General features: G+C 39.9%; 21 protein-coding genes, 1 tRNA gene and 1 pseudogene. 15 read left to right on the top strand and 8 right to left on the bottom strand.

Annotated features, from left to right (window positions below):
* Position 1: 1 nt before the first annotated feature.
* Positions 2-502: a hypothetical protein gene (locus M3593_RS01440; RefSeq protein WP_251540354.1), complete on the top strand. Its 501-nt coding sequence runs from the start codon at positions 2-4 to the stop codon at positions 500-502.
* A 37-nt stretch (positions 503-539) separates the two neighbouring features.
* On the opposite strand, the gene M3593_RS01435 is transcribed toward M3593_RS01440, so the two are convergent.
* Both M3593_RS01435 and M3593_RS01430 read right to left on the bottom strand, forming a co-directional pair.
* A complete protein-coding gene (locus tag M3593_RS01435; RefSeq protein WP_251540353.1) occupies positions 540-2,618 on the bottom strand; it encodes a peptidoglycan D,D-transpeptidase FtsI family protein in 2,079 nt (692 codons plus the stop codon).
* A 248-nt stretch (positions 2,619-2,866) separates the two neighbouring features.
* Entirely contained in the window at positions 2,867-3,775 is a 909-nt protein-coding gene (locus tag M3593_RS01430) for a VanW family protein (protein ID WP_144480615.1), read from the bottom strand.
* A gap of 442 nt (positions 3,776-4,217) precedes the next feature.
* Here M3593_RS01430 and M3593_RS01425 point away from each other — a divergent pair, with 442 nt between their 5' ends.
* The 9 genes and pseudogenes from M3593_RS01425 to M3593_RS01385 all read left to right on the top strand — a co-directional run bounded on the left by M3593_RS01425 (position 4,218) and on the right by M3593_RS01385 (position 12,624).
* On the top strand, positions 4,218-4,625 hold the full coding sequence (locus M3593_RS01425; protein WP_251540352.1) for a GntR family transcriptional regulator: 408 nt from the start codon (positions 4,218-4,220) through the stop codon (positions 4,623-4,625).
* Positions 4,600-5,499 carry an ABC transporter ATP-binding protein gene (locus M3593_RS01420; protein ID WP_144480619.1) on the top strand — a complete coding sequence of 300 codons (900 nt, stop codon included), beginning with the start codon at positions 4,600-4,602 and terminating at the stop codon, positions 5,497-5,499. Before M3593_RS01425 ends, M3593_RS01420 begins: the two co-directional genes overlap by 26 nt.
* Positions 5,474-7,432 carry a DUF6449 domain-containing protein gene (locus tag M3593_RS01415; protein ID WP_144480621.1) on the top strand — a complete coding sequence of 653 codons (1,959 nt, stop codon included), beginning with the start codon at positions 5,474-5,476 and terminating at the stop codon, positions 7,430-7,432. Before M3593_RS01420 ends, M3593_RS01415 begins: the two co-directional genes overlap by 26 nt.
* A gap of 154 nt (positions 7,433-7,586) precedes the next feature.
* The gene (locus M3593_RS01410; RefSeq protein ID WP_251540351.1) at positions 7,587-8,108 is read left to right on the top strand and encodes an RNA polymerase sigma factor; all 522 of its coding nucleotides are present in this window, start codon (positions 7,587-7,589) and stop codon (positions 8,106-8,108) included.
* A gap of 98 nt (positions 8,109-8,206) precedes the next feature.
* Complete coding sequence (locus tag M3593_RS01405; protein WP_144480623.1) at positions 8,207-8,905, top strand: ABC transporter ATP-binding protein; 699 nt, start codon at positions 8,207-8,209, stop codon at positions 8,903-8,905.
* The gene (locus M3593_RS01400) at positions 8,895-10,241 is read left to right on the top strand and encodes an ABC transporter permease (protein ID WP_251540349.1); all 1,347 of its coding nucleotides are present in this window, start codon (positions 8,895-8,897) and stop codon (positions 10,239-10,241) included. Before M3593_RS01405 ends, M3593_RS01400 begins: the two co-directional genes overlap by 11 nt.
* A 100-nt stretch (positions 10,242-10,341) precedes the next feature.
* Positions 10,342-10,689 (top strand): hypothetical protein, encoded by a 348-nt coding sequence (locus M3593_RS01395; protein WP_144480627.1) that lies wholly within the window; start codon positions 10,342-10,344, stop codon positions 10,687-10,689.
* 112 nt (positions 10,690-10,801) lie between these two features.
* Positions 10,802-12,154: an amino acid permease gene (locus M3593_RS01390; RefSeq protein ID WP_251541223.1), complete on the top strand. Its 1,353-nt coding sequence runs from the start codon at positions 10,802-10,804 to the stop codon at positions 12,152-12,154.
* A gap of 68 nt (positions 12,155-12,222) precedes the next feature.
* A pseudogene (locus tag M3593_RS01385) lies at positions 12,223-12,624 on the top strand (DUF2512 family protein).
* Between the two features lie 65 nt (positions 12,625-12,689).
* Here the strand turns inward: M3593_RS01385 and M3593_RS01380 are convergent.
* From M3593_RS01380 to M3593_RS01370, 3 genes are all read right to left on the bottom strand, one after another.
* Entirely contained in the window at positions 12,690-13,334 is a 645-nt protein-coding gene (locus tag M3593_RS01380; RefSeq protein ID WP_251540347.1) for a phosphatase PAP2 family protein, read from the bottom strand.
* Positions 13,335-13,712: 378 nt separating this feature from the next.
* Positions 13,713-13,786, bottom strand: a tRNA-Arg gene (locus tag M3593_RS01375).
* 280 nt (positions 13,787-14,066) lie between these two features.
* Complete coding sequence (locus M3593_RS01370; protein ID WP_144480635.1) at positions 14,067-14,882, bottom strand: YitT family protein; 816 nt, start codon at positions 14,880-14,882, stop codon at positions 14,067-14,069.
* A gap of 197 nt (positions 14,883-15,079) precedes the next feature.
* Between M3593_RS01370 and M3593_RS01365 the strand changes: the two genes are divergently transcribed.
* A complete protein-coding gene (locus tag M3593_RS01365; protein ID WP_144480637.1) occupies positions 15,080-15,337 on the top strand; it encodes a DUF1292 domain-containing protein in 258 nt (85 codons plus the stop codon).
* A gap of 84 nt (positions 15,338-15,421) precedes the next feature.
* On the opposite strand, the gene M3593_RS01360 is transcribed toward M3593_RS01365, so the two are convergent.
* Entirely contained in the window at positions 15,422-16,315 is an 894-nt protein-coding gene (locus M3593_RS01360) for a YitT family protein (protein WP_144480639.1), read from the bottom strand.
* 235 nt (positions 16,316-16,550) lie between these two features.
* Between M3593_RS01360 and M3593_RS01355 the strand changes: the two genes are divergently transcribed.
* Positions 16,551-17,696 carry a cation:proton antiporter gene (locus tag M3593_RS01355; protein WP_251540345.1) on the top strand — a complete coding sequence of 382 codons (1,146 nt, stop codon included), beginning with the start codon at positions 16,551-16,553 and terminating at the stop codon, positions 17,694-17,696.
* A 62-nt stretch (positions 17,697-17,758) separates the two neighbouring features.
* On the opposite strand, the gene M3593_RS01350 is transcribed toward M3593_RS01355, so the two are convergent.
* Positions 17,759-17,965 (bottom strand): YwbE family protein, encoded by a 207-nt coding sequence (locus tag M3593_RS01350; RefSeq protein ID WP_144480643.1) that lies wholly within the window; start codon positions 17,963-17,965, stop codon positions 17,759-17,761.
* A gap of 99 nt (positions 17,966-18,064) precedes the next feature.
* Between M3593_RS01350 and M3593_RS01345 the strand changes: the two genes are divergently transcribed.
* The 3 genes from M3593_RS01345 (at position 18,065) to M3593_RS01335 (ending at position 20,537) form a co-directional block, all read left to right on the top strand.
* Positions 18,065-18,766 (top strand): hypothetical protein, encoded by a 702-nt coding sequence (locus M3593_RS01345; RefSeq protein ID WP_251540344.1) that lies wholly within the window; start codon positions 18,065-18,067, stop codon positions 18,764-18,766.
* Positions 18,767-18,945: 179 nt separating this feature from the next.
* Complete coding sequence (locus M3593_RS24195; protein WP_251540341.1) at positions 18,946-19,770, top strand: STAS domain-containing protein; 825 nt, start codon at positions 18,946-18,948, stop codon at positions 19,768-19,770.
* A 14-nt stretch (positions 19,771-19,784) separates the two neighbouring features.
* Positions 19,785-20,537 carry a Cof-type HAD-IIB family hydrolase gene (locus M3593_RS01335; RefSeq protein WP_483308908.1) on the top strand — a complete coding sequence of 251 codons (753 nt, stop codon included), beginning with the start codon at positions 19,785-19,787 and terminating at the stop codon, positions 20,535-20,537.
* A gap of 44 nt (positions 20,538-20,581) precedes the next feature.
* Here M3593_RS01335 and M3593_RS01330 read toward each other — a convergent pair whose 3' ends face one another.
* Positions 20,582-22,261, bottom strand: coding sequence for a glycoside hydrolase family 55 protein (locus M3593_RS01330; protein WP_251540340.1), 1,680 nt, complete (start codon positions 22,259-22,261; stop codon positions 20,582-20,584).
* Positions 22,262-22,416 lie beyond the last annotated feature (155 nt).

Here is a 22,416-nt window from a genome sequence, read left to right as displayed (position 1 = left end):
AATGAAAAAGTTTTGGATTTTACTTGCTGCAATTACTTTTGCACTTGGATTGACAGCGTGTTCGGCGGACAAAGAAGCAGAACCCGAAAAAGCTGAAACAGAAACAGCCGAAAAGCCGGCAGTAAACCCTAAGAGCGCCATGTACAAATTTTACATGAGCATTGTGAACACAATCAACGAGGCTGATGCTGACTTGAATGCATATGAGGGAGCAGAGGAGCCTAAACCGGAAGAGAAGGCAGCGGCAAGTGAATCAGCTGCTGCAGTTGCAACTAAAGTTGAAGGACTGGAAGTTCCTGCTGAATTGAAAGATCAAAAAGCAGACCTTGAAGCGGCTCTTAAAGATCTTGCAGAATCATATAATTTGAAAGCAGAAGAGCTGAAGAAGGATGCTCCAGCATTTGAAGCAGCCGATGAGAAATTCGCACAGGCTGAAGAAAAGATTGGTGCAGCATTTGAAAGTGTTGACATGAAAAAGCCTTCTCTAGCAAAAGAATTGTAAAAACATAAGAAAAGCTGTGCCAGCCGGCACAGCTTTTTCATTGTTCATCATTCGTCTGCTCTGATGGGTTTTTCATATTGAAATATGCGTCCATCACGGCACGGCCGATTTTTTTATTCGCTCCGTGGTCAACACTGCCCTGATAAGCCCATGGCACGATGACCGCCATGGCGATTTCAGGATTTTCCGAAGGGGCATAGCCAACTAGGCTAATATTCATTGTTTCAATGAGAGGGTCACCTTTTACTCTGTACTGGCCATCATAAAAGGCTTCGGCAGTACCAGTTTTCCCTGCCGGTGAATAGGTGGCATTGCCAAAATATCGATAAGCAGTACCTCCTGGTTCCTGCATGACTTTTTTAAAGCCAGTGTGGACGCGTGCAAGCCATTGATCTTCCATGTCAATATCATTGAGAACTTTTGGCGAGAACGATTTATAAACCGGTCCGACCAGATCGCCGTTCATTGCTGGTTCACGTATTTCCTTGACAACCCTTGGCTGCATCCGGTGCCCGCCATTGGCAATCGTAGAAATATACTGGGCTAGCTGCATATTCGAATAGGTATCATACTGTCCAATTACCAAATCCAGCACTTTACCGACTGGAGAGTTGGCTCCTTTAGCTCCGGTTTGTTCGCTGGGCAAGTCGATACCTGTCCTGATACCTAAACCGAATGAAGCGAATGAGTTTCGGATTGTATCCCAAACCTGTGGGTCCAGATTCAACGGTTTTTGATAGCGATAGACTCCATTCCCAATTCTGATTGCGGTATGGAACATATAAACGTTGGAGGACTTTTTTAATGCTTCAATATCATTCAAGGACCCTAAATAACTATAGGATTTTTTTATCGGTGTACCTTTAATGTCCAAAGCCCGATCATCGAAACTGGTCCAGGGACTGATTGCGCCTGTTTTATAACCAGTCAGGACGGTTGCTCCCTTGACAACAGATCCAACATTATAGGTGTTGATGATGTTACCTAATGCGTCATCTTGCATTTGGACTTCATTCGTTTTTTTATCTTTTACGATCTTTTTTCCTGCCATGGTCAATACTTCACCGGTATTTGGGTCCATCAGCACGACATAAGCACTGTCGAGCAGTCCGGTTCCTGGCGACCTCTTCGCTGCCCATAATTCTTTTTCAATGATTTCTTCTACAGCCACTTGCAGGTCCATGTCTATACTGAGAATTAAATCTTTACCGCGCTGGCCTTCGGCTACTAATTCTTTCTCCAGGAGAACGCCTGCTTTATCGGTGATATTTATAACCCTTTCTTTTGTTCCTTGCAAAATATCTTCATATTCTTGCTCAAGGTAACTCTTTCCTACCCTGTCATTTCGGGTATATCCGCGAGAAATGAAATAATCAATCCTGTCAGCGGGGAGACCTTCACTGCTAGTAGTCACTTTGCCCAATACAGGTTTGAAGGTTTCTTTATATTTATACTCGCGCTCCCAGTCTGTCGTTGCATTCACGCCTGGAAGAAGAGTCAGGTTTTCGCTGACAATGGCAAATTCATCTTTTGATACATCTTTATTTTTAATGATCTGTGGAACGAACTTATATCCGTTGTTCATGATGCTGAAAATAGCAAGCTCCTCAATGTCCTGTTCACTTAATTGCTTGAGATGATCCTCTGTAATCCTTTCAATCTGGAGTTTATATAAATCCTTGTTTTTCAGCTTCTTATTTCTGAACTGGTCCATTTCTTTTTCAGTTATAAGGTCTTTTGCTTCCTCTGGATGTTTGAGCATCCAGAAATCCTTCATATCTCTTTCACGGACTTTATCAGTATCTTTATCGATGATTTTGGCCAGCTTTCCTGCTACATCGAGCATTTCCTCCTGGGAGGCACCTTCATTTGTATATGTAATAGCATTTAGAGGTTTATTGTCGACAATGAGCTCCAGGTTTCTGTCCAGCATTCTTCCTCGCGGGACCGGGTTATTGACCGTAACATCTTCTTTACGGTTGATTTCCCGTTTATAGTCCTCTCCATGGACTATCTGAACAATCCCGAGACGCAGGACAAGCAGTGAAAAAAGGATAAAAACAGAAAAGAACAAAACATTGACTCGAATGGGTGTAGTATTTTTTTTTGGTGTCAAATATCTCACATCCTTTGGAATAATTCTATAAAACTAGTTCCTTGAATTTTTCAGATCTTCCCGACTTTCTGGGTTTGTTTAGTATTCAGGACTTGATGTATGGGTAAGAAGAACTGTTATAGACATAATAAGAAAGGGCTATTGCGAAACCATCTTTTACCATAAGTTTACATAACTTTTTACTTTGATGTAAAGGTTTTCCTGTTAAATAAAAGGAATCCCTTAATAAATTGGGATTCCTCTGGTATCTATAAAGGTTCTTCCGGAATTATGGCGTTACTATCCGTACTTGGAACTTTACGTTTCTCAATATCGATTTCATCTGATGAATAAATTAAGACGACCATTTTTCCGGGATAGGTTTTCGCCCTGATCAAGATTGGCTGGCTATGTTTGTTTTTAAAAGTAAAGTCCGGGCCATACCAGCTGACAGTCGCGTCTCTTCCAGGAGGGACATAAGGGACCTGCTTGCTGTGTGAGTATCGCTCAAGTATTTTCAAACCTGAGCGGTCTGCAGCATTGAACAAAGTCGAAGACACTTGGCAGATGCCTCCGCCGATTCCTTCCGATAGTTCCCCTCTCACAATAATCGGTGCGGGTTGATAACCACGGGAAGCTGTTCTTTTTCCGACAACTTTATTAAAGGAGAATATTTCACCAGGAAAAACGACATGGTTATTGATAGCATCTGCCGCAAGGGAAATATTATGGGTTCTTTCTTTATTGGCACTGTTGAAATAGGTTATGTAATGGCCAATTAGTTTAGTCCTGATGTTGGCGATTATTTCACTGTCGACCTTGGGATACACGCGACGTGTTGGAACTAAGATTTGTGAAGGCCCGTGATCAAAAAAACTTTTAGCGAACCTTTCTTTGAATTTTTTTTCGTCAAGAGTGTAGCCAACCTTTTCAGGTATGATATTTCCATAATCATCAAGTCCTGCATTCTTCGGTTCTTTTTTTATTTGATTGGAAAGTTGCATATTCAAGGTGTGAAGCAATGTATGGTTAAGAATCGGAAATCCGAACCATGGTATGGAAAAATCCGTTCGATGGACTTCCGCAACCGGCTCATCTTCCCAAATAATAGATATATCATCATGGCTGTCCGAGGTACTGCTCGATAGTATAAGTCCAAATGCAAGCAACCATTTCATAGAAATTCACCTCCCGTAATATTATGGTTTAATAAATTGGGTTTAATGTATTATGGGATTGATGGTGTTTAATGGAAAATGGAAAAGTGGAAAAGGAGTTTATTGAATTTGTCGAGATACAAACGTCAGCGTCAAGTTTTTTCCGAATAGCACGCACGATAGATAAATACATTTTTCGCTATCACTCCATCTCATTTCTAGGGTGTTTTTTTTTGAAAAAGTAAGGAATTCCAAAAATTTCTAAAATAGCTATTGAGTCGGATGTTAATAATCGTGTAAAATTACACCTGGAGTAGGTGGCTTTTAAAATCACCTTTCTCGCTTTTCTTAATTTTTCTTAAGAAATTATTAAGAAATTTCCCCCTATCTTTCTGGAAGAGGTTGGCATATAATTTAACTGTATTAATAATAATAGTACACTTAGTACAGATTGGGGGTCATTATGTTTGAGCTTGACCTGAGGAGCCGAAAACCGATATACGAACAACTGGTTGATAAGATGAAAGAGTTGATTATCAATGAAGTGCTCAAACCTGATGAACAATTGCCTTCCGTACGACATATGGCACAGCAGTTGACTATAAACCCGAACACAATCCAGAAGGCATATAGAGAACTTGAAACACAGGGGTTCATTTATTCATTAAAAGGCAAGGGGAGTTTCGTCAACCCCATGGATACTGGTAAAGATATCGATAAAATACTGCAGGTAAAACAGGATTTGGAAAAACTCCTGAATGAGGCATTATACCTTGGTGTATCTGCAGAGGCACTCCATGAATTGGTCAAAAGCGTGGAAGCTACGAAAGGGGGACACGGGCAGGATGATTCAAATGATCGAAATAAATAAAGCATTTGAAAAACAAGAAGCTGTAAAAAATGTCAATATGACCATCAATAAAGGTTCAATCTATGGGCTGATCGGTTCCAACGGTGCAGGTAAGACCACCATCATTAAATTGCTTGCCGGCATTTACAAACAGGATTCGGGGAAAGTGATGCTTGAAGGAAATTCCATATATGAAAACCAGGCATTGAAGCAAAAAATCTTTTACATATCAGATCAGCCGTATTTTTTTCCTCAATATACAGTCAGGCAGATGGCCAATTTTTATAAAAGCATTTTTCCATCCTGGAATGAGGAAAGATTTGTAAAATTAGCTGAGGTCTTTGATTTCAGCATAAAAAAGAAATTGCACACTTTTTCAAAAGGAATTCAGCGGCAGGCAGCATTCTGGCTTGCATTATCGACGATGCCAGAAGTCTTGATTCTTGATGAACCAATGGACGGGCTCGACCCTGTAGCAAGGAAAAAAGTTAAAAACCTATTGATTCAGGATGTAGCAGATCGGGAAATGACCATTTTGATTTCTTCTCATAATTTGCGTGAAATCGAGGATATCTGTGACCATATTGGAATTTTGCATCAAGGCTCACTGCTTTTGGAAAAAGACCTTGATGACCTCAAGTCTGATATTCATAAAGTACAGGTGGCCTATAAGGGGGAAGCACCAGAATATCTTGGACAACGCCTGACAATGCTCCATTGCGAAAAAAGAGGAAGTGTAATGGTATGTATTATCCGGGGGAAAGAAGAAGAAATCGTAAAGGTCTTCAGTCAAACCCAGCCTGTTATCTTCGACCTGCTTCCATTGACATTAGAAGAAATCTTCATTTATGAGATGGGGGATATCGGTTATGCCATCAAGAATATCATTGTTTAATAATAAGGAAATGATCCTCCAGGTTGGAAGGAATATCGGCTGGATATCCGTCATCTATTTTCTTGCGTTATTCTTTGCCATACCATTAAGAATCATGATGAACTATTCCGGTGATGACTACCGCTATTTTACACCTGTAGAAGGATTATTCGACTTCGACTTTGCGATCCAGTTTATCATGATCATCACGGTACCTGTGGTGATGGCAATCTTTCTTTACCGTTTCTTACATGTTAAACAGGCAGCTGATTTAATGCATAGTCTGCCTTTGAAACGGGAACATATTTTCCACTTCTATACACTGACAGGGTTTGTGTTTCTGATTATCCCCGTTGTATTGAATGCTTTGATTGCGGTCATTATCCACAGTGCATTTGGGTTGGGTTTGTATTTCCAGCTTGGGGACATTCTCAGTTGGACTGGAATTGTCATTTTATACAATGCTGTATTTTTCCTATCCGGAGTATTAATGGCAATGGTTACTGGGATATCAGTGGTACAGGGAGTTTTAACATATATCATGCTGTTGTTCCCGGCAGGCTTTACCTTGTTGATTATCTATAATCTTGGTCTGTTGTTATATGGTTTTCCTAGTGATTATTTCCAAATCAGGAATATTGAATATCTTTCACCTATTTCGCATCTCGCTTTGCTTGAGAGTAAATCTATATCTGCTAAGGCCGTTCTCCTTTATCTAGTCATAGTGATAGCAGCTTACATATTGTCACTATTAATCTATAAAAAGAGGAATATAGAATCCGCGTCAGAAGCCATAGCTTTTAAAGGCTTAAAAAAGGTCTTTAAGTTCGGAGTTGTTTTTTGCATGACACTGCTGGGCGGCATGTATTTCGATGCCATGCAAAATGAATTCGCCTGGCTGATCTTCGGTTATGCTGCCGGAGCGACAATCGGTTATTTCGCTGCCGAGATGGTTCTGCAGAAAACATGGAGGGTATTTGGCAGCGGAAGGGGTCTGGTGGCCTATGCAGTCGTACTGGCAATCTTAATCATGATTACCCAGGCATTTGCTCCTTATGAGAAAAAGGTACCTGCACTTAATGACATCAAAAGTGTCATCTATGGGAACGGTATTTATTCCGATCCAAATGACCCTTATGCTCCAAAACCAATGTTCGAGCGGGAAAACATAGTGGCTGTAAGGGAATTCCATAAAAGTATCATTCATAATGAAAAAACAAATGAACAAGGAATGAAATCTCAAGAGTATTCTCTTTTTATCTATGAATTAGAAAACGGAGACAGGTTGGTCCGCCAGTATAGAATCAATCCGAACGACTATGTACCGCAATTAAAAAAGATCTATGAATCATCCGAGTATAAACATGCTCATAATCCAGTATTCAACATTAAAACCGAAGATGTTAATTCCATCCAGATCAATAAGAATATTACAGATGTGCCGTTGACGATTACAGATAAAGAGAAAATCAAACAGGCTATCTCCATCCTGAGGAAAGAAATTGAGCGGGAACCTTATACCGTGAACAATTATCCAGTCGGAAATACGTCATCGATTGAAATCATGTCCGGTATCAATAACTATGAAAATGTAGAACTAAAACAGTCTTATTCAAGCTTCATCAAGTGGCTGGAGGATAACGGCATGCTTGAGGAAGCCATAGTGACTCCCAAGGACTTAGACTATATTGTCGTAACAAATGAATCTATAAAATCAGATCAATTCAAAGAATATCAAGAAGAAGAATTATTAAATCGAATATTGAATGATGGAAATACGCTTAAAATAACGAACGATGACCAGCTGCGTGCCGCAATAGAGAAAGCAGGTTATGGGTGGTTTAATGAGGAGCCTTATACCGCTGTTTTTGTCTACAAGAAAGGAAACCACAAAGAAATACGGACATTCAGCAGTAAAGATGTTCCAACGTTCATTAAGCAGTACTTTAAATAGGGTACTGTAAAGGCACAATGTTGATATTTTATTGGATAGCAAATCGCCAGTAACGAAATCAACAGCCTTGCTTTACAGCTTTAATAATAGACAAATAGAGACAGGAAAGGTTGAAGTTGAAATGAATTTCAGCTTCTGGGCAAGGGGGATCGATATGGCTTATATTGATTTTGATGAACTCTATAGGATACATGGCAAAAAACTTCAGCAAATCGCTTTCAGGATTACTAAAGATCGACATTTAGCTGAAGACGTGGTCCAGGAAACTTTTATAAAGGCATATAAAAAAGCTGATACCATTGTTGACGAGTATAAGATTGGTTCCTGGTTAGCGGCAATCGCAGCCAGGACCGCCATTGATTATTTGCGGGCAGAGAAGCGGAGAAGATGGCTACCATCCGATCAAAGCATCATGGAACAGATTTTTAGCGATCACGACGTTGAACAATCACTAGAGAAGGAAGTAGAAATACTTCTGTTCAAGGAGCAAATCCAGCATCTTCTATATCTTTTGACCCAAGAATATCAGCAGGTGCTTGTACTTAAACTCCAGTACGGCTTAAAGGAAAATGAGATCGCCAGTAAGTTGAACATCAAATCCGGGACAGTCAAAACAAGGCTGCATAGAGCCAGGAAACAATTGAAAAAAGTCATGTCAGAGAAATATCCAGCTTGATACAGGATTTAGGCGATGAAAGTAATCGCCTATGTTTTTCATCGTAGGTACTGGCATTTAATTACTAATATTCAATAAAATGTATGAGGAGTAGAGTTATGATTTCAATAAACCATTTGAGTCATGAATTTGAAATTGGTAAAAAAGGGCGGAAGACAGTCATCCCTGTTTTAAAGGATGTTTCTTTGCAAGTTGGGAAAGGGGAAATCGTCACCATTGTAGGCAGAAGCGGTTCGGGAAAATCAACACTACTCAATCTAGTCAGTGGCTTCATTCGCCCAAAACATGGGGAAATAACCATCAATGGGATCAAAACATCGACCTTGTCCGAGGCGAAGTTTGCAGATTTCCGAATTCACCATCTCGGTTTCATCTTTCAAAGCTTTCAGTTGATTCCAAGTATGACTGCCTATCAAAATATTGAGCTGCCTTTGATTTTAAAGGGCGTGAAAGAGCAAGAAAGAAAACTGCGGACAAGCGAAATTCTGGATATGGTTGGATTGGCAGACTTTCAGGATCATTACCCCGGAGAACTATCGGGTGGTCAACAGCAAAGAGTGAGTATTGCCCGCGCTTTGATTGTCAATCCGCCGATCATATTGGCGGATGAACCGACTGGAAGTCTGGATTCAGAAACGGAAGAGGATTTGCTTAGGTTCATAAAAAAATTAAATAGTGAACTTGGCATAACCTTTTTAATCATTACCCATGATGACAAGGTTGCAAGGATTGGCCATCGGACCATTGAATTAAAAGATGGAAGAGTAGTTGAAGAGGTGATTGCAAATGAGGCTTAAAGATCAATTTCGTTTCGTCAGGCAAAACATGAAGAAGAACAGGACAAGGCTGTTCATGACCATCCTGGCCACAGCGATGAGTGTTGCATTCCTCATTGTCCTTGCTTCTGTAGGATTTGGGCTTCATAAATCGATTGTGAAAGAAACGCTGGAAAGAAGGATTGTGACAGAGATAGAAGTACCAGGAAAAGAAGATCCTCAAAATGGATTTAAACAGCTGAGCGAAAAGGATATTGCATTTTTTGAAAAAATTAAGGATGTTAAAGCTGTTACCAGAAGGAAAAACCTCCAGGATTATCAGTTTGAAGTTGGTGAACACCAGACCTTTGCGCGGGCAGTGGTTGCCGATATGCCTTCCGAAATGAAGTCCGGGCTTGAATTATCAGATGGGCATCTGCCGAAATCAGACAATGAGGTGCTTGTTGGCTACCATTTTGTTGAAGATTTGCGACCTAACGGAGGTGCAACAGAAGACATATATAATGAAAACGGCCAGATAAAAGAAGAATATCAATACAAAGGTGAACTTGTAGGAAAGAAAATCATCATGAACGTAATCAAGTTTGAAGATGGCAAAGAAATAAAAGAGAAGCTGGAAGTTACCATTGCAGGAATCCGTAAGAAGCCCACGAAGGAATGGGTCTATGACAATGTGGTATTTGTTTCCGAAGGGGTCCTTAAGCAAGTAGAGGAGTTTACAGGAACACCGCGGGGAATGATGAAGGACCCGAACAACCCAGACATGGAACTGCCAGCAATAGCGGCTGACCAGTTTGACGAGGTTAAAATATACGCTGAAGATATGGAAGCAGTAAAAGATATTACAGTTAAGCTTGAAGAAAACAATTTTCCATCCTATTCGGTCATTAATGAATTGAAGGATGTGAATGTAATGTTCACGATCGTGAAGGCTGGACTTATTTTCATCGGAACGATTGCCATCATCATTGCCTCGATAGGAATTTATAACACAATGACCATGGCCGTTACAGAAAGGGCACCAGATATCGGAATCATGAAAGCGATTGGTGCCAATCCAAAGACAATCAAAAAGATCTTCATACTGGAAAGCAGTTATATCGGCTTGATCGGAGCAGCGATCGGCACGCTCGTAGCCTATGTTATAAGTATAATTGTTAATTTTGGATTGCCGATCATCATAAAGCAGGCATTTGGTGAAGAACCGCCCGAGGGGTTGATATTTAGCCATATTCCCTTTACACTGCCAATAATCAGCTTCATAATTTGTTACCTTGTCACAATCCTTTCTGGTTTGCGTCCAGCACAGAGAGCTACAAAAGTAGATGTGCTCCAGGCTTTGAGAAGAGAAGTATAACAGGATGCGCTACATCTTTATAACTCCTGACTAGGAATGAATAGATTTGTTGCCTTTGGAAAAATCTAAACCTATCGACCATTTTACAGGGGGATAGGATATGTCAGTCATTGTTATTCAAACATTTGAATTGAAACAAGATAAGTTCCCGGACGGGATCAAGAATCTGCGCTTGATTCAAAATTTCCGGAACGAACAGTATGACCATAGGGTGGAGCTTTTGTCGCCAATATCAGGAGAAGATCATACCTATGCATTAGTTTCCACCTATGAAGGGTTAGCGGAAATGGAGCTTCAAAATAAGAAAATGTTTGAAGATGAGGAGTATAAAGAGCTAGTTGGTGAATTCTTTCTTGAAAATATCGTGCAAGGAAGCATGTATACACAGTTGTATCGCACAATGACTGGATTGAGCAAGGAATCGGATACCGATAAAGGCAAGAATTAACTCTAAAAAAGTCATTCCTTAGGGAATTGGCTTTTTTTTTGCCTTATCACTCAATACATAATATCAGGTGGATTCTCTAATGATAATACTTATCGAGAAAGGGGAGAAAGGAATGGATTTTTTTCTGCCATCTGTAAAATCCAAAGGCGGGGATCACTCAAATGAAGGAGATTTAAAATGGTGGCAATTATCCCTTATCGGTGTGGGATGTACGATCGGCACAGGTTTTTTCCTGGGTTCAGCCATTGGAATCAAAATCACCGGGCCATCAATCGTCATCTCATTTATCCTTGCGGCTATTGGTACTTACCTGGTCTATAATTTATTGGCAAAAATGACAGCCGAAGACCCACAGGATGGTTCTTTTTGCTTTTATGCCAAAAAGGCTTACGGAAAATGGGCTGGGTTCAGCTGCGGCTGGAATTATTGGAGTTCCAATATCCTGATTATGGGAAGCCAGCTAACCGCTCTTTCGATCTTATCCCAATTCTGGTTTCCCCATATCCCTTTATGGATTTTTGCAACTGGTTACGCAGTTCTCTCAATCGGCGTTGTCCTAACCGGAAATAAAGGCTTTGATAAGGTTGAAGATTTGCTTGCGGTTATTAAAACGGCAGCCATCATCATGTTCATCCTTATTGCTGCAGCAGCTCTTTTCGGATTGTTCAATCTTGAAACGCAGGAAGTTTATATGCCGAACTCAGTAGATAAACTTTTTCCTGGCGGACTAAAAGGCTTTTGGTCATCGCTGATTTATGCTTTTTACGCATATGGAGGAATAGAGGTAATCGGATTGATGGCGACAAGATTGAAAAATAAAGAAGATGCCCCAAAAGCGGGTGTGATCATGCTGATTTTACTGGTCATTGTGTACGTGCTTTCATTGGGCTTTGCTGTCATTCTGGCTGCACACGGAGCTTTTAACGATAAGGAAAGTCCATTTGTAACTGCCATGGGTCAGTTCAAGTTGGATTTCTTTCCGCATGTATTCAATGCTGCAATCATTCTCGCAGGTTTTTCGACTATGACAGCTTCTTTATTTGGTGTTACAACCTTGCTCGTCACACTGGCCGAGGATGGGGATGCTCCGAAGATTTTCTCCAAGAAAATTGAAAAGTGGAAGCAATTGCCGCTTCCATCCCTGGGACTTGCAGTAGTAGGACTGATCGCTTCCATAATTACCGCGTTGCTGCTTCCGGGAAAAATATATGAGTATATTACTACTGCCGCAGGAATCCTGATTCTATTCAATTGGGCTTTCATTATCCTGTCGGGGCTTAAATTAGTTGAAATGAAGGTATGGGGGAAAACACTCTCCACATTGGGCATATTCCTTATTCTTGCTGCAGTTACAGGAACTCTGGCTGAGAAGAGCATACGAATGGGTTTCTTTATCAGCATTATTGTTGTTTTGTTAATTGGATTGATCTCTGTTGTTTTGCAGAAAAAAGTATGGAATAAATAGAATGGAGAAAAATAATATAAATCTTAAATATTGGTGGAGATGGAGTGGGAACACCTTAGAGCCTGGCCTTGCTGTATACCATCCTTGGGGTAATATATGAAATGCCATTTACTAACGTACTATTGATTTCTCTGATCCTTATTATTGCTTCATACTTAATAGGGGACTTATTCCTTCTGTCAAAGACTAATAATACGATCGCAACATTAGCAGATTTCGGACTTGTCTTTATGATCATTTGAATAATAGGAGAAAGCTTGACCTATGGAGAGCGCCTATTGCTCCCATCCTTAATAGAAGCTGGCGGAATTGCCGTTACTGAATACTTTTTCCATAAATACGTATCCCGAAGTGTTTTGGAAGTTGGCGAAAAGTATAACAATGGAAATTACCGATACAAAACAGAGGCATCTGAAGAATTATACCCTGTCAAACCGGATGTCAGAAGCGATGAGGATACAGGTAAATAAAGAGGTAAATAAAGAAGGCCGCAAAAAGCTGTGCTTTTCAGCTCTTTTGTGGCCTTGTTGTTTCTTCAATCTTTTACATATACGGTTTCCGAGCTTTTAGCGACCTTGAATTCCAGTACATCAAAAACAATGCCATAGATGAATGAAGTCAAGAACATGGAACCAAACATATCCAGGATATAATGCTGTTTTACAAAAAGCGTCGAGATGATGATCAAAGATCCCATTAAAGGTATGAAAATCCTGTGGATGATATGCTTGTTTTGAATGTGAAGACTGCCAAGAATGATTGTGAATGTAGTCAACACATGGATACTAGGGAAAGCATTAAAGGGTTGATCGTGGCTATAAATCATTCCGACAAGGTCAATGAGGATCCCATCTCCTGTCAATTCCGGTCTTGGAACGGTTGTTTGAAAGAAGAAATAAATCAGGAAACAAATCAATTCTCCCACAACAATTAGAGTCAATGTCTTTAAATAAACTCGTGTATCCTTATACCAAAAATACACCAAATAACCCAAAATAAAACCGTACCAAATGATATAGGGTATAATAAAAACCGGAAGGAAGGGAATCATTTTATCGAAGTCAGTTGAAAGGATTACTGCCTCCCTTGGATTGTTGTTTATTAATTTGTAAATCATGCCTAATACTGGCATGACCAGTAAAAATAATAGATAAGGCAGATCTTTCTTTTTATTTTTCATGTCCTATCCCCTTTGCTGAATTGCTGATGGTGTATAAATACCACAAACAGTCCATTTTAATCCCCATTCAATCTTTACCTTTTCTGTAATCACTTATATAGACGATTTTCATAGGCTTTAGTTCCACAATTCTTAACCAAATCTATTTTTTATCTACAAGCGTGATTTTTCATAACGGTAATGGAAAGTTCCCCTCAACTGCTCAACCAGTTTAATAAAAACTCTAAGAAAATTATTCTCTAAAAAAAAGAAGCTTATAAAAAGAAGGGAGACAGAGAAAAGAGAGAATAAGTGATTGGATATCGTAAATTTCTTATGGAAATATTAATACTATCTGAAAAAATAAAAAAACCTTGATATATTATCAAGGTTTTTAAGCGTCCCAGAAGAGATTCGAACTCCCGACCTACAGTTTAGGAAACTGTTGCTCTATCCTGCTGAGCTACTGGGACAAGATTAGAAATAAAGTTGAAATTTGAGAAAGTAACTAGATTAGTGTGATATCCCGTCCACATCTCAGAATGAATTCCAAGAAGCGGCTCGATGTGGACGCTGAAGCCGTTTCGATGAAGCGGATTCGAACGTACTGAGCTACTGGGACAAGGTATATTGGTTTTGAATTTCAGCGACTTAATTATTATATGATGAATCCAGAAAAATTTCAAGATGATTTTTCCTGTAAATTTTCAGAGGGCAATCAAGAAGCAGATGATCTGGCTTCTTGATTGCTGTTCAATGTTGTTGTTTTCGATGAAACAGGCCCATTACTTCCAGGGTTTCTGTTATATTCACAAATGCCTCAGGGTCTATTTCTTCTATGAGTGTTTTGACTTCGGTAAGTTCATACCGGGATATGACCGTAATGATGACATTGCTTTGCTCATTGGAGTATCCGCCAATAGAGTCGATAACCGTCACACCGCGATAGACATTTTTAAGAAGATGCTGTTTCACTTCCTCGCCTTTTCTGGTAATGATCATTAAAGTAAGCTTCACATGATGTGTATGAACTTTATCAATCACTTTTCCCAGAACGAAAATGGAAACAAGGGTATTCAGTGCTGCATCCCAGCTGAATAAGAAGCCTGATAACAAAATGACGATAGAATTCATCGCAAACAATAATGTTCCCATTGGAAAGTCCTTTCGTCTGGCAAGGAGCATTCCAATGATATCAAATCCGCCTGATGAACCTGATGAGCGAAAGATAATACCTATTCCCAGTCCGACAATAGCCCCTCCGAAAATGGATGAAAGAATCGGGTCCTTAGCGAGTTTAAATACAGGTATAAAATAAAGTGCAATTGAGATGGTAATGACTGAAAGGATTGTATAAATGATGAATTTTCTCCCTAATTTCAAATAACCAATAACAAGCAGGGGGAAGTTCAACAGGAAATTGTAAATGCCCGTATTTATAGATGTGAGCATCGATAAAATGATGGAAAGACCACTGATTCCACTGCTCATGATTCCATGTGGAATCAGGAAGAGGTTGAATGCAAATGAAACGATGAGTGAGCCAATAATAATTCCAGCTGTCTTCAAGTAGGACGCCTCCAATAAATAGTGTGTGAGAAATATTATATCGGTGAAAATAAAGAAATGGATTTAAAAGTTTATTTTAAATTCATATATTATTTTGATTTAGAAGTGCTATTTTCAACCAAAAATCGAATGATGAAAATTATATATCTGCCAGAGAAGGGAAAAATACGATGATTTAATGTTGGAGGTGAGCAGCTATGGACAATGATTCAGTCAGGGACCTGGTAACCGTAAGAGATGAGATGGGAAATGAGAGACAGTTCGAAGTAGAAGCATTGTTTGAAATGAATGGACTATCTTATGCGATGTTGAGAGAAGGGGAAGAAACTGTGGTAATGAAAGTAGAGGACCAAGGTGAGGACCAATTTCTCGTAGGACTTGAAAGTGAAGGTGAAAAATCCAACTTGCTAGATGCCTATCAAATTGCTGTTGATGCAGCACCAGCGGAAGAGTGATGGGGCTAACAAATTACTTGATGATAAACGAAAAGCCCAGATGTTCTCTGGGCTGCACTTTTTTCCCTGCGGTTAAAATAATCACTAGTGGATATTTCGTTTCTTGAACCTTCCTCCTCGTACTTCAGCAATGTTACCTACAGCAAGGAAGGCAGTTTCATCCAGCTCTTCGACAATTGATTTTAGTTTCGCTTCTTCCAGACGGGTAATGACACAGAAAATTACTTTCTTGTCATCCCCGGTGTATGCTCCTTCACCTGTTAAATAGGTTACACCCCGGCCAAGCCGAGCAAGAATCGCTTCGCCGATTTCCTTATGCTGGTCACTGATGATCCACGCTGCTTTTGATTCATCCAGTCCAGCAATCACAATATCAATTGTTTTAAAAGCGATGAAGTACGCGAGAATCGAATACATTGCACGATCCCAGCCAAACACAAATCCTGCGGTTCCAAAAATGAAGATGTTAAAAAACATGATGACTTCACCGACTGAAAATGGGAGTCTTCGATTTGCGAGGATTGCCAGAATCTCAGTACCGTCCAGAGATCCGCCGTAACGGATGACTATGCCTACACCAGCCCCGAGAACGATCCCTCCGAATACGGTGGCAAGCAGCAAATCTTCTGTAAAAACAGGTACTTCATGAAGAAAGCTGGTTGTTAATGAAAGAACAGTAATCCCCAAAAGGGTGGAAAGTGCGAATGTTTTTCCAATTTGTTTATAACCAATGAAAAAGAAAGGAATGTTTAATACAAAAATAAAGAGGCCGAGGCGCCAGCCTGTTAAATGAGAGAGGATAATTGAAATGCCAACAATTCCGCCATCCAAAATTCTGTTTGGGACGAGGAATTCCTCAATTCCTACACCCATCAGGACAGCTCCCAAAATGATGAAAAAGATTCTTTTAGCTAGTTTTGTTTTTGTAATGCCCTTATGCTGCTGCCGGGCAAGAACTGCTTCTTGACTGCTGTTCATTTGTTCCCCCTTAGTAGAATCAACCGTTTGAATATATAATCTATTTTATCATAAAAGATGTAAATGTACTGTTTGAAAGTATGTTTCTATTTAATGTGTGAATCTTCAATAGTTCTTATCCAGACAGTAAGTAAGCCAGTAAGTAGTTCAATTTTCCAGGGTTGAAATGTCATGAATTGGGTACAAAATAGGAAGGTAAATGCTTTTTTAAAAAACGAAAAGGTGATGTATTGAATTGAATTTGACTTTATTCATTGGAATATTTCTGTTGGTGCTTTTTCTGATCGGCATGGTTGGCATCAAATTGATTAAAATTCCAGATATATTATTATATATTTTACTTGGACTGGTATTATCATTAGTTATTAAAGAATCCAAAGTAATTGAAGTGGCAGGGGAGATTGGATTAGTCCTGCTGTTTTTTATTCTTGGAATGAAATTCCCTGTAAACAGGTTGATATCGAACAGTTCCAGGGTTTGGAAGGGCGGCTTGCTGGATGTGGTGCTGGGGGTTTTGGTAACTGCTGTGATCAGCTCGCTGTTCGGACTGGATTGGGTATCATCCTTGATTGTAGGTGGAATTGTCTATGCTACCAGTTCGTCTATTACGGCAAAACTGTTGGAGGACAAGAACAGGACTGAGAATAAAGAATCCGAGTTCATGCTTCTGATCCTGGTTTTTGAGGATTTGATTGCTCCCGTCCTTGTAACAGTACTTATTGGACTCTCTGGAAAAGGATTGACGGTTACTGATTTTTTAATAATTTTAGCGAAGATAGGCATTCTCGCCGGGATTGCCGTGTTCTTTGCAAAGGTTGTCTTTAAAAAGGCGGAATCAATTCTAAAAGAAATCAACCAGGACGATATATTCATCGTTTTGATTACCGGCATTGCCCTCACCTACGGAGGAATTGCCATAATGCTGGAGCTATCAGAGGTAATCGGTGCCTTTCTCGCTGGTATGATGCTATCTGAGTTAACAATAAAGGACAAGGTTGAAAAAGCAGCATTGCCAGTAAGGAATATATTCCTTCCATTCTTTTTCCTGAATTTTGGTCTTCACATTGAATTGACGAGCGATATTCCTTATTTAGGACTGCTTGTCGTGCTCGTTCTGTGGTCGTTGATCCATAAATTGATTGTTGGGTATATGGGAGGGCAATGGTTTGGCCTGTCAAGAAGCGATTCGCTAAAAGCGGGGCTATCGCTTACTCAGCGGGGTGAGTTTTCCGTAATCATAGCTGCAATTGCAACTGGAGAGTTAAAGGTTTTCGCCAGTATATATATCTTGGTTATTGCTTTTATAGGAACAATTTTGTTCCAGTTGGCACCGAGGTTAAATACATTGATCGTTGATAAAGTTAAAGAAAAAAGAAGTTAAGCATTAAAGGGTCATCCCTTTAATGCTTTTTTATGTGGCCGGTACTTGGCCGGAATAATCCCTTATTCCAGTATTTCTTTTACACGCCCAACCTGACCGTCCTCAAGCCTAACCTTAATTCCGTGTGGATGTGTGCCCGAATTGGTAAGGAGATCTTTAACGACTCCCTGAGTGAGTTTTCCTGTTTTCTGGTCTGCCTTGAGAACTATATTTACTTTTAAACCAGGTTTGATGTCATTTCGATTTTTTCCATCTTTACTCTTTGTCATCAATCTTCACCTCACTTCATTTCAAGTATTCTATTCTACCATCTTTTGCTTTATTATATAGGAAAAAAGCAAAGAGGGATTGCCTTGGAGGTTGGGAGATTGCCATGGTTGATTTTTTTTGTTCTTTTGTTTGCCGCCATATTGATTTATTTTCAACAAAATCAAAAAGAAAAATACGAAGGGTTTGATCTGATTCCTGAACGCACTGAGGATATTCCGCTATATAAAGGGCTGGAGGCAGATAGCCCAGTCTATAAAATAGAGGGAAATCATTGGAGTGAGGTCATGAAGTTTTACGAGGAGGAGCTCCCGAAAAATGGTTGGAGTTTAATTATGCAGCAAGCCTCGTCAGATTCCAATGAGGATGGAGCTGGCTTCACATCAAGCTGGGAAAAGAAAGGGACAGATTGGGCATTGTCAATCAGCGGGTCATATTTCATAAATATGGACCAGACGGAGGTCACATTCGATAGAACAGTACCAATAAAAGCTGCAAAATGGGTCGAATCTGAAGTGCCTGAGGTCTGTATAAATGAGCAGCCAGACCGAAGTGGTGATTGCTTCAAGATGACTGACAAAAAAATAATCAGTCAAATTGGAGAAATGATCAATGAAGCACCAGAAGCAGGAAATCAGCAACTTTTATATAAAGAGAAAAGCACTATTATGTTTGGAGCTTTGACTATTACTGTCTATTATGACTTGGATAACGGGATTTATTTAGTTTCAGATAAGGGAACAAAATGGATGAAACCAGAAAAAGAGTTTTTTGAATTGACCCGAATTTCAAAAGAATATTAAACGTGTGATTAAATGGAAGTTGAATCTTGTTTGTTACTATTTAACTAGGCCGACCCGATTATTTTCTATTCCCTGTTCAAAATAACGATTTAAAAAGAGATTATTTTTCGCTTAAAGTGTATCCTATTGATAGTAAGTAATAGACTTTTATTAATATGAAGAAAAGGGAAGTGACCTTTGTGAATCCAACAGCTGCGGTGGCAAATGAATTACAACTAAAAGCCGAAACAATCGCAAAGGAAATGGTAGATTCAATAGTTGAAATTGTTGGTGTCGAAATCCCAAAGAAGGAAATTGACCAGGCAATTGTTGTTTATACTGAGTACCTTGGGTTTCTTGGTGACTCAATCAGGAATGCAGATGAAACCACTCCACATGGGTTGATTGAATGGAGCAAGGACAATGGAGAGAGGGAAGCTGCAAGAGGAGGACAAATTTCTGACATACTTCTCAGATATCCGCCAACAAGAATAGTGTTTATCGATAAAATGGCAGATATAAGTCTCAAACATGGTGTAGACACTGAAGATTTAATTTGGATCAATAAAAAAGTAAACAATATGCTTGATATCAGCATTAATGAAACTGTATTTGCCTTTGAAAGGAAAGCTTCGAAACTGATGAAGGAAGTCCAGGACGAAGTGGATATCTTGTCGGCCCCTGTGGTTCCAGTCCAGGAGAATATAGCCGTCTTGCCTTTAGTCGGAAAAATGGACCATGATCGGGCGAGACTAATCATGGAACGGGCGATTCCACAGGTTGCTCAGCAAAAGGTTCAATCGTTGATCATTGACTTTTCAGGAATTGTCACGATAGATGCAGCGATTGCCAAGCATATTTTTGATATTCATAATGTCCTGCGGTTGTTGGGAGTGGAATCGTTCGCAACTGGGATGCGCCCCGAACTAGCACAGGCTGCGGTAGAAGGTGGAGTTGATTTCTCGAGGATCAATACATTCGCAACTGTAAAACAGGCAATTGACAGCATCAATAACCAAAATTAATGGTTTATAGGAGGATGGATTTGAATAAAATAGGATCAAATATTAAATTAATTGCACTCGATATGGACGGAACTCTCCTCAATGAAAACCATGAGGTTACAGATGAAAATAGACAGGCAATCAAGGAAGCTGAACGAAGAGGGGTATTTGTGGTACTCAGTACCGGACGCAGTCTCAAAACAGCTCGAGATTATGTTATATCCCTCGAATTATCTTCTTATCTTGTGACAGTTAATGGTGGAGAAATATGGGGACCAGATGGGGAGCTCGTTGAAGTTAATCCGGTCGATACAGAACATATCCAATGGATGTTTGAGCTGTCTAGGAAGCACAAAACGGGATTTTGGGCTACAAGCAGTGAAGACGTTTGGAGGAATAACATGCCAGAGGACTTATTTTCACAAAAGTGGCTCAAGTTTGGTTTCCATATTGAAGAGGATGAAATCAGGAAAAGTGTATTAACAGAGTTAAAAGAAAAAGGTTTATTTGAAATAAGCAATTCCAGTCTGAAAAATATTGAAGTCAACGCATTAGGAATCAATAAGGCCAAGGGCTTGCAGAAGGTCTGTGAATTATTAGGGATTTCAATGGAAAACGTGATGGCCGTTGGAGACAGCCTGAATGACATTGCAATGATCACTGAGGCTGGATTGGGAATCGCGATGGGAAATGCCCAGGATGTTGTCAAGGAAGCTGCGGATGATGTTACAGGTACGAATCGTGAAAGCGGAGTCGCTCAGTCAATTCATAAATGGGTGCTCGTTTGAAGAGAGGAAGCAGTTGCACTGCTTCCTCTCTCTGTTTCATATCGTCACACCTTAATCTCACTTCCGAAGTGTCTCGATATATTTTGCCTGAAGCCTTTTGATTGAATATCCTTTACCATGGCCTTATTTTCAGATATTTGTACAACTGTCCTGCCATTGATTGCCTCAGCGAAAACCTTCTCAACTGATGATTCTGTTACGCCCTTCCCGATTTCTATTGTTTTAGGAGCAGAATGTGTTGTGACCACATTTCTAATTTTTACATTGTCAGCATGATTATTGCCTCCGAAAACCTTGATGTCTGAACCAGCGTTTGAAAAACCCCTTAGTTCTATATTTTTTAGCATGACATTTCGGGCTCTGTACTGGATGGCCAAGACAGGTTCGCCATTATAGTCATAGGATGGATCGCCAATTGCCGTGAAATGGTTGACGGCAACGTTTTTGTACGCAGATACAACCATGGCTCTAGGTGCTGAATGGGCATATAGTTCAGTGTAAACCGGATGGATGGAGATGATGTTGGCTGCTGTTATGTTAATGGCTGTTTTTGATTCAGGATCATTCTCCTTGTGATGGCCAATATGCCGAAAATTATAAGATCGATTATCGTTCACGGATAAATGGCCTATAATGACAACATTATTTGCTGCAGAAGATGTATGGTGGGCCTTAATTTCAATACCGCCGAAGCATCTGGTGGTAGAGTTGTTCAATAGCCATACATTTCTTGAACCATCATCTATTTCTATTCCGTTGGAGTTTGAAAATCCTTTTTTATGTGCTTTTCCGCTTGGATCACTCATATGGCAATTTGAAATGAAAATGTTATCGCTATGATGAGTGGTAATCCCATCATCGCCAAAACCGTAGCCTGTCAGATTGTCCAGCCAGATAAATTCACTTCCGCCCCTTGCCCGGTACCCATCTCCATAGTAATTGTAGAGAGGTGACGAAATGTCGAAGCAATGAAGCCCGGGGTTGATTCCTTCAACATCCTTTACCCAGCCGTATTTTACATTGGCATACAGCAGGCAGCTGGAGTGGTTTCCCAAGGTGCTTGTTTTTTCAACATTTCCGAGCCGTTCAACATTCCAGTCCAGGGTCATTCCGCTGACATAAATGTTGCGATTTCCCGTTCGGTGATGTTTATTCGTTACTAGCCTTTTTCCTTTTGGGGAAGAGTCATGAAGCTTGATGACTGTTTTTCCCTTTCCTGCGCCGACAAGGATGGTATAGGATGGCAGTTTTATCTCCTTCACGATAAATATACCTTCTGGTACATATACCTTTACATGTCCACGTCCAACAGCCATCCTGAAAGCTTCGGTATTATCTGTCTTACCATCTCCGACCGCTCCGAAGTCTTCAATATGAACCTCCCGATTAATTTCTTTTACGAGGTGTTTATACTCTTCATTCAATTTTCCTATCCAATCGGGAAAGACATTTCCATTTCTGTCAACAATCGTGTCATATTGAACAGCGTCATCAAAGGCTGATTTAGTCTGGAAAACTCTTCTTAGGCTAGTCTGGAAATTAGTGAAAATAGACGATATTTTTTTATTTGAATTCATTAATAGAGGCTTGTAATCCTCGCTGACTTCTCTGAATAACTGGTTAGTTTCACTGATCAATTGAACCATCGATAATTTTTTCCCGGAGATGCGTGAGATCATTTCAGCATTTTTCCTGGGGTCATGATTTCTTTCTAATTTCAGCATCTTATTCCCACCTTTTAAAAAAGCTGCTAGAATATTATTCCCGATGGAGGGAAAGATAACCTCTTTGTATGTTAAAAACATGATATTTAAGAGAGTATTAAGACCCAATGAGTTTTTATCCTGCCTATTAAGGTAATCATAGAATAGATAGATTT

This window comes from Mesobacillus sp. MER 48, assembly GCF_023714225.1.
Lineage (GTDB): Bacteria > Bacillota > Bacilli > Bacillales > Cytobacillaceae > Mesobacillus > Mesobacillus oceanisediminis_A.
The sequence above is the reverse complement of the archived record's forward strand: the minus strand, read 5'-3'. Positions and strand labels throughout refer to the sequence as shown.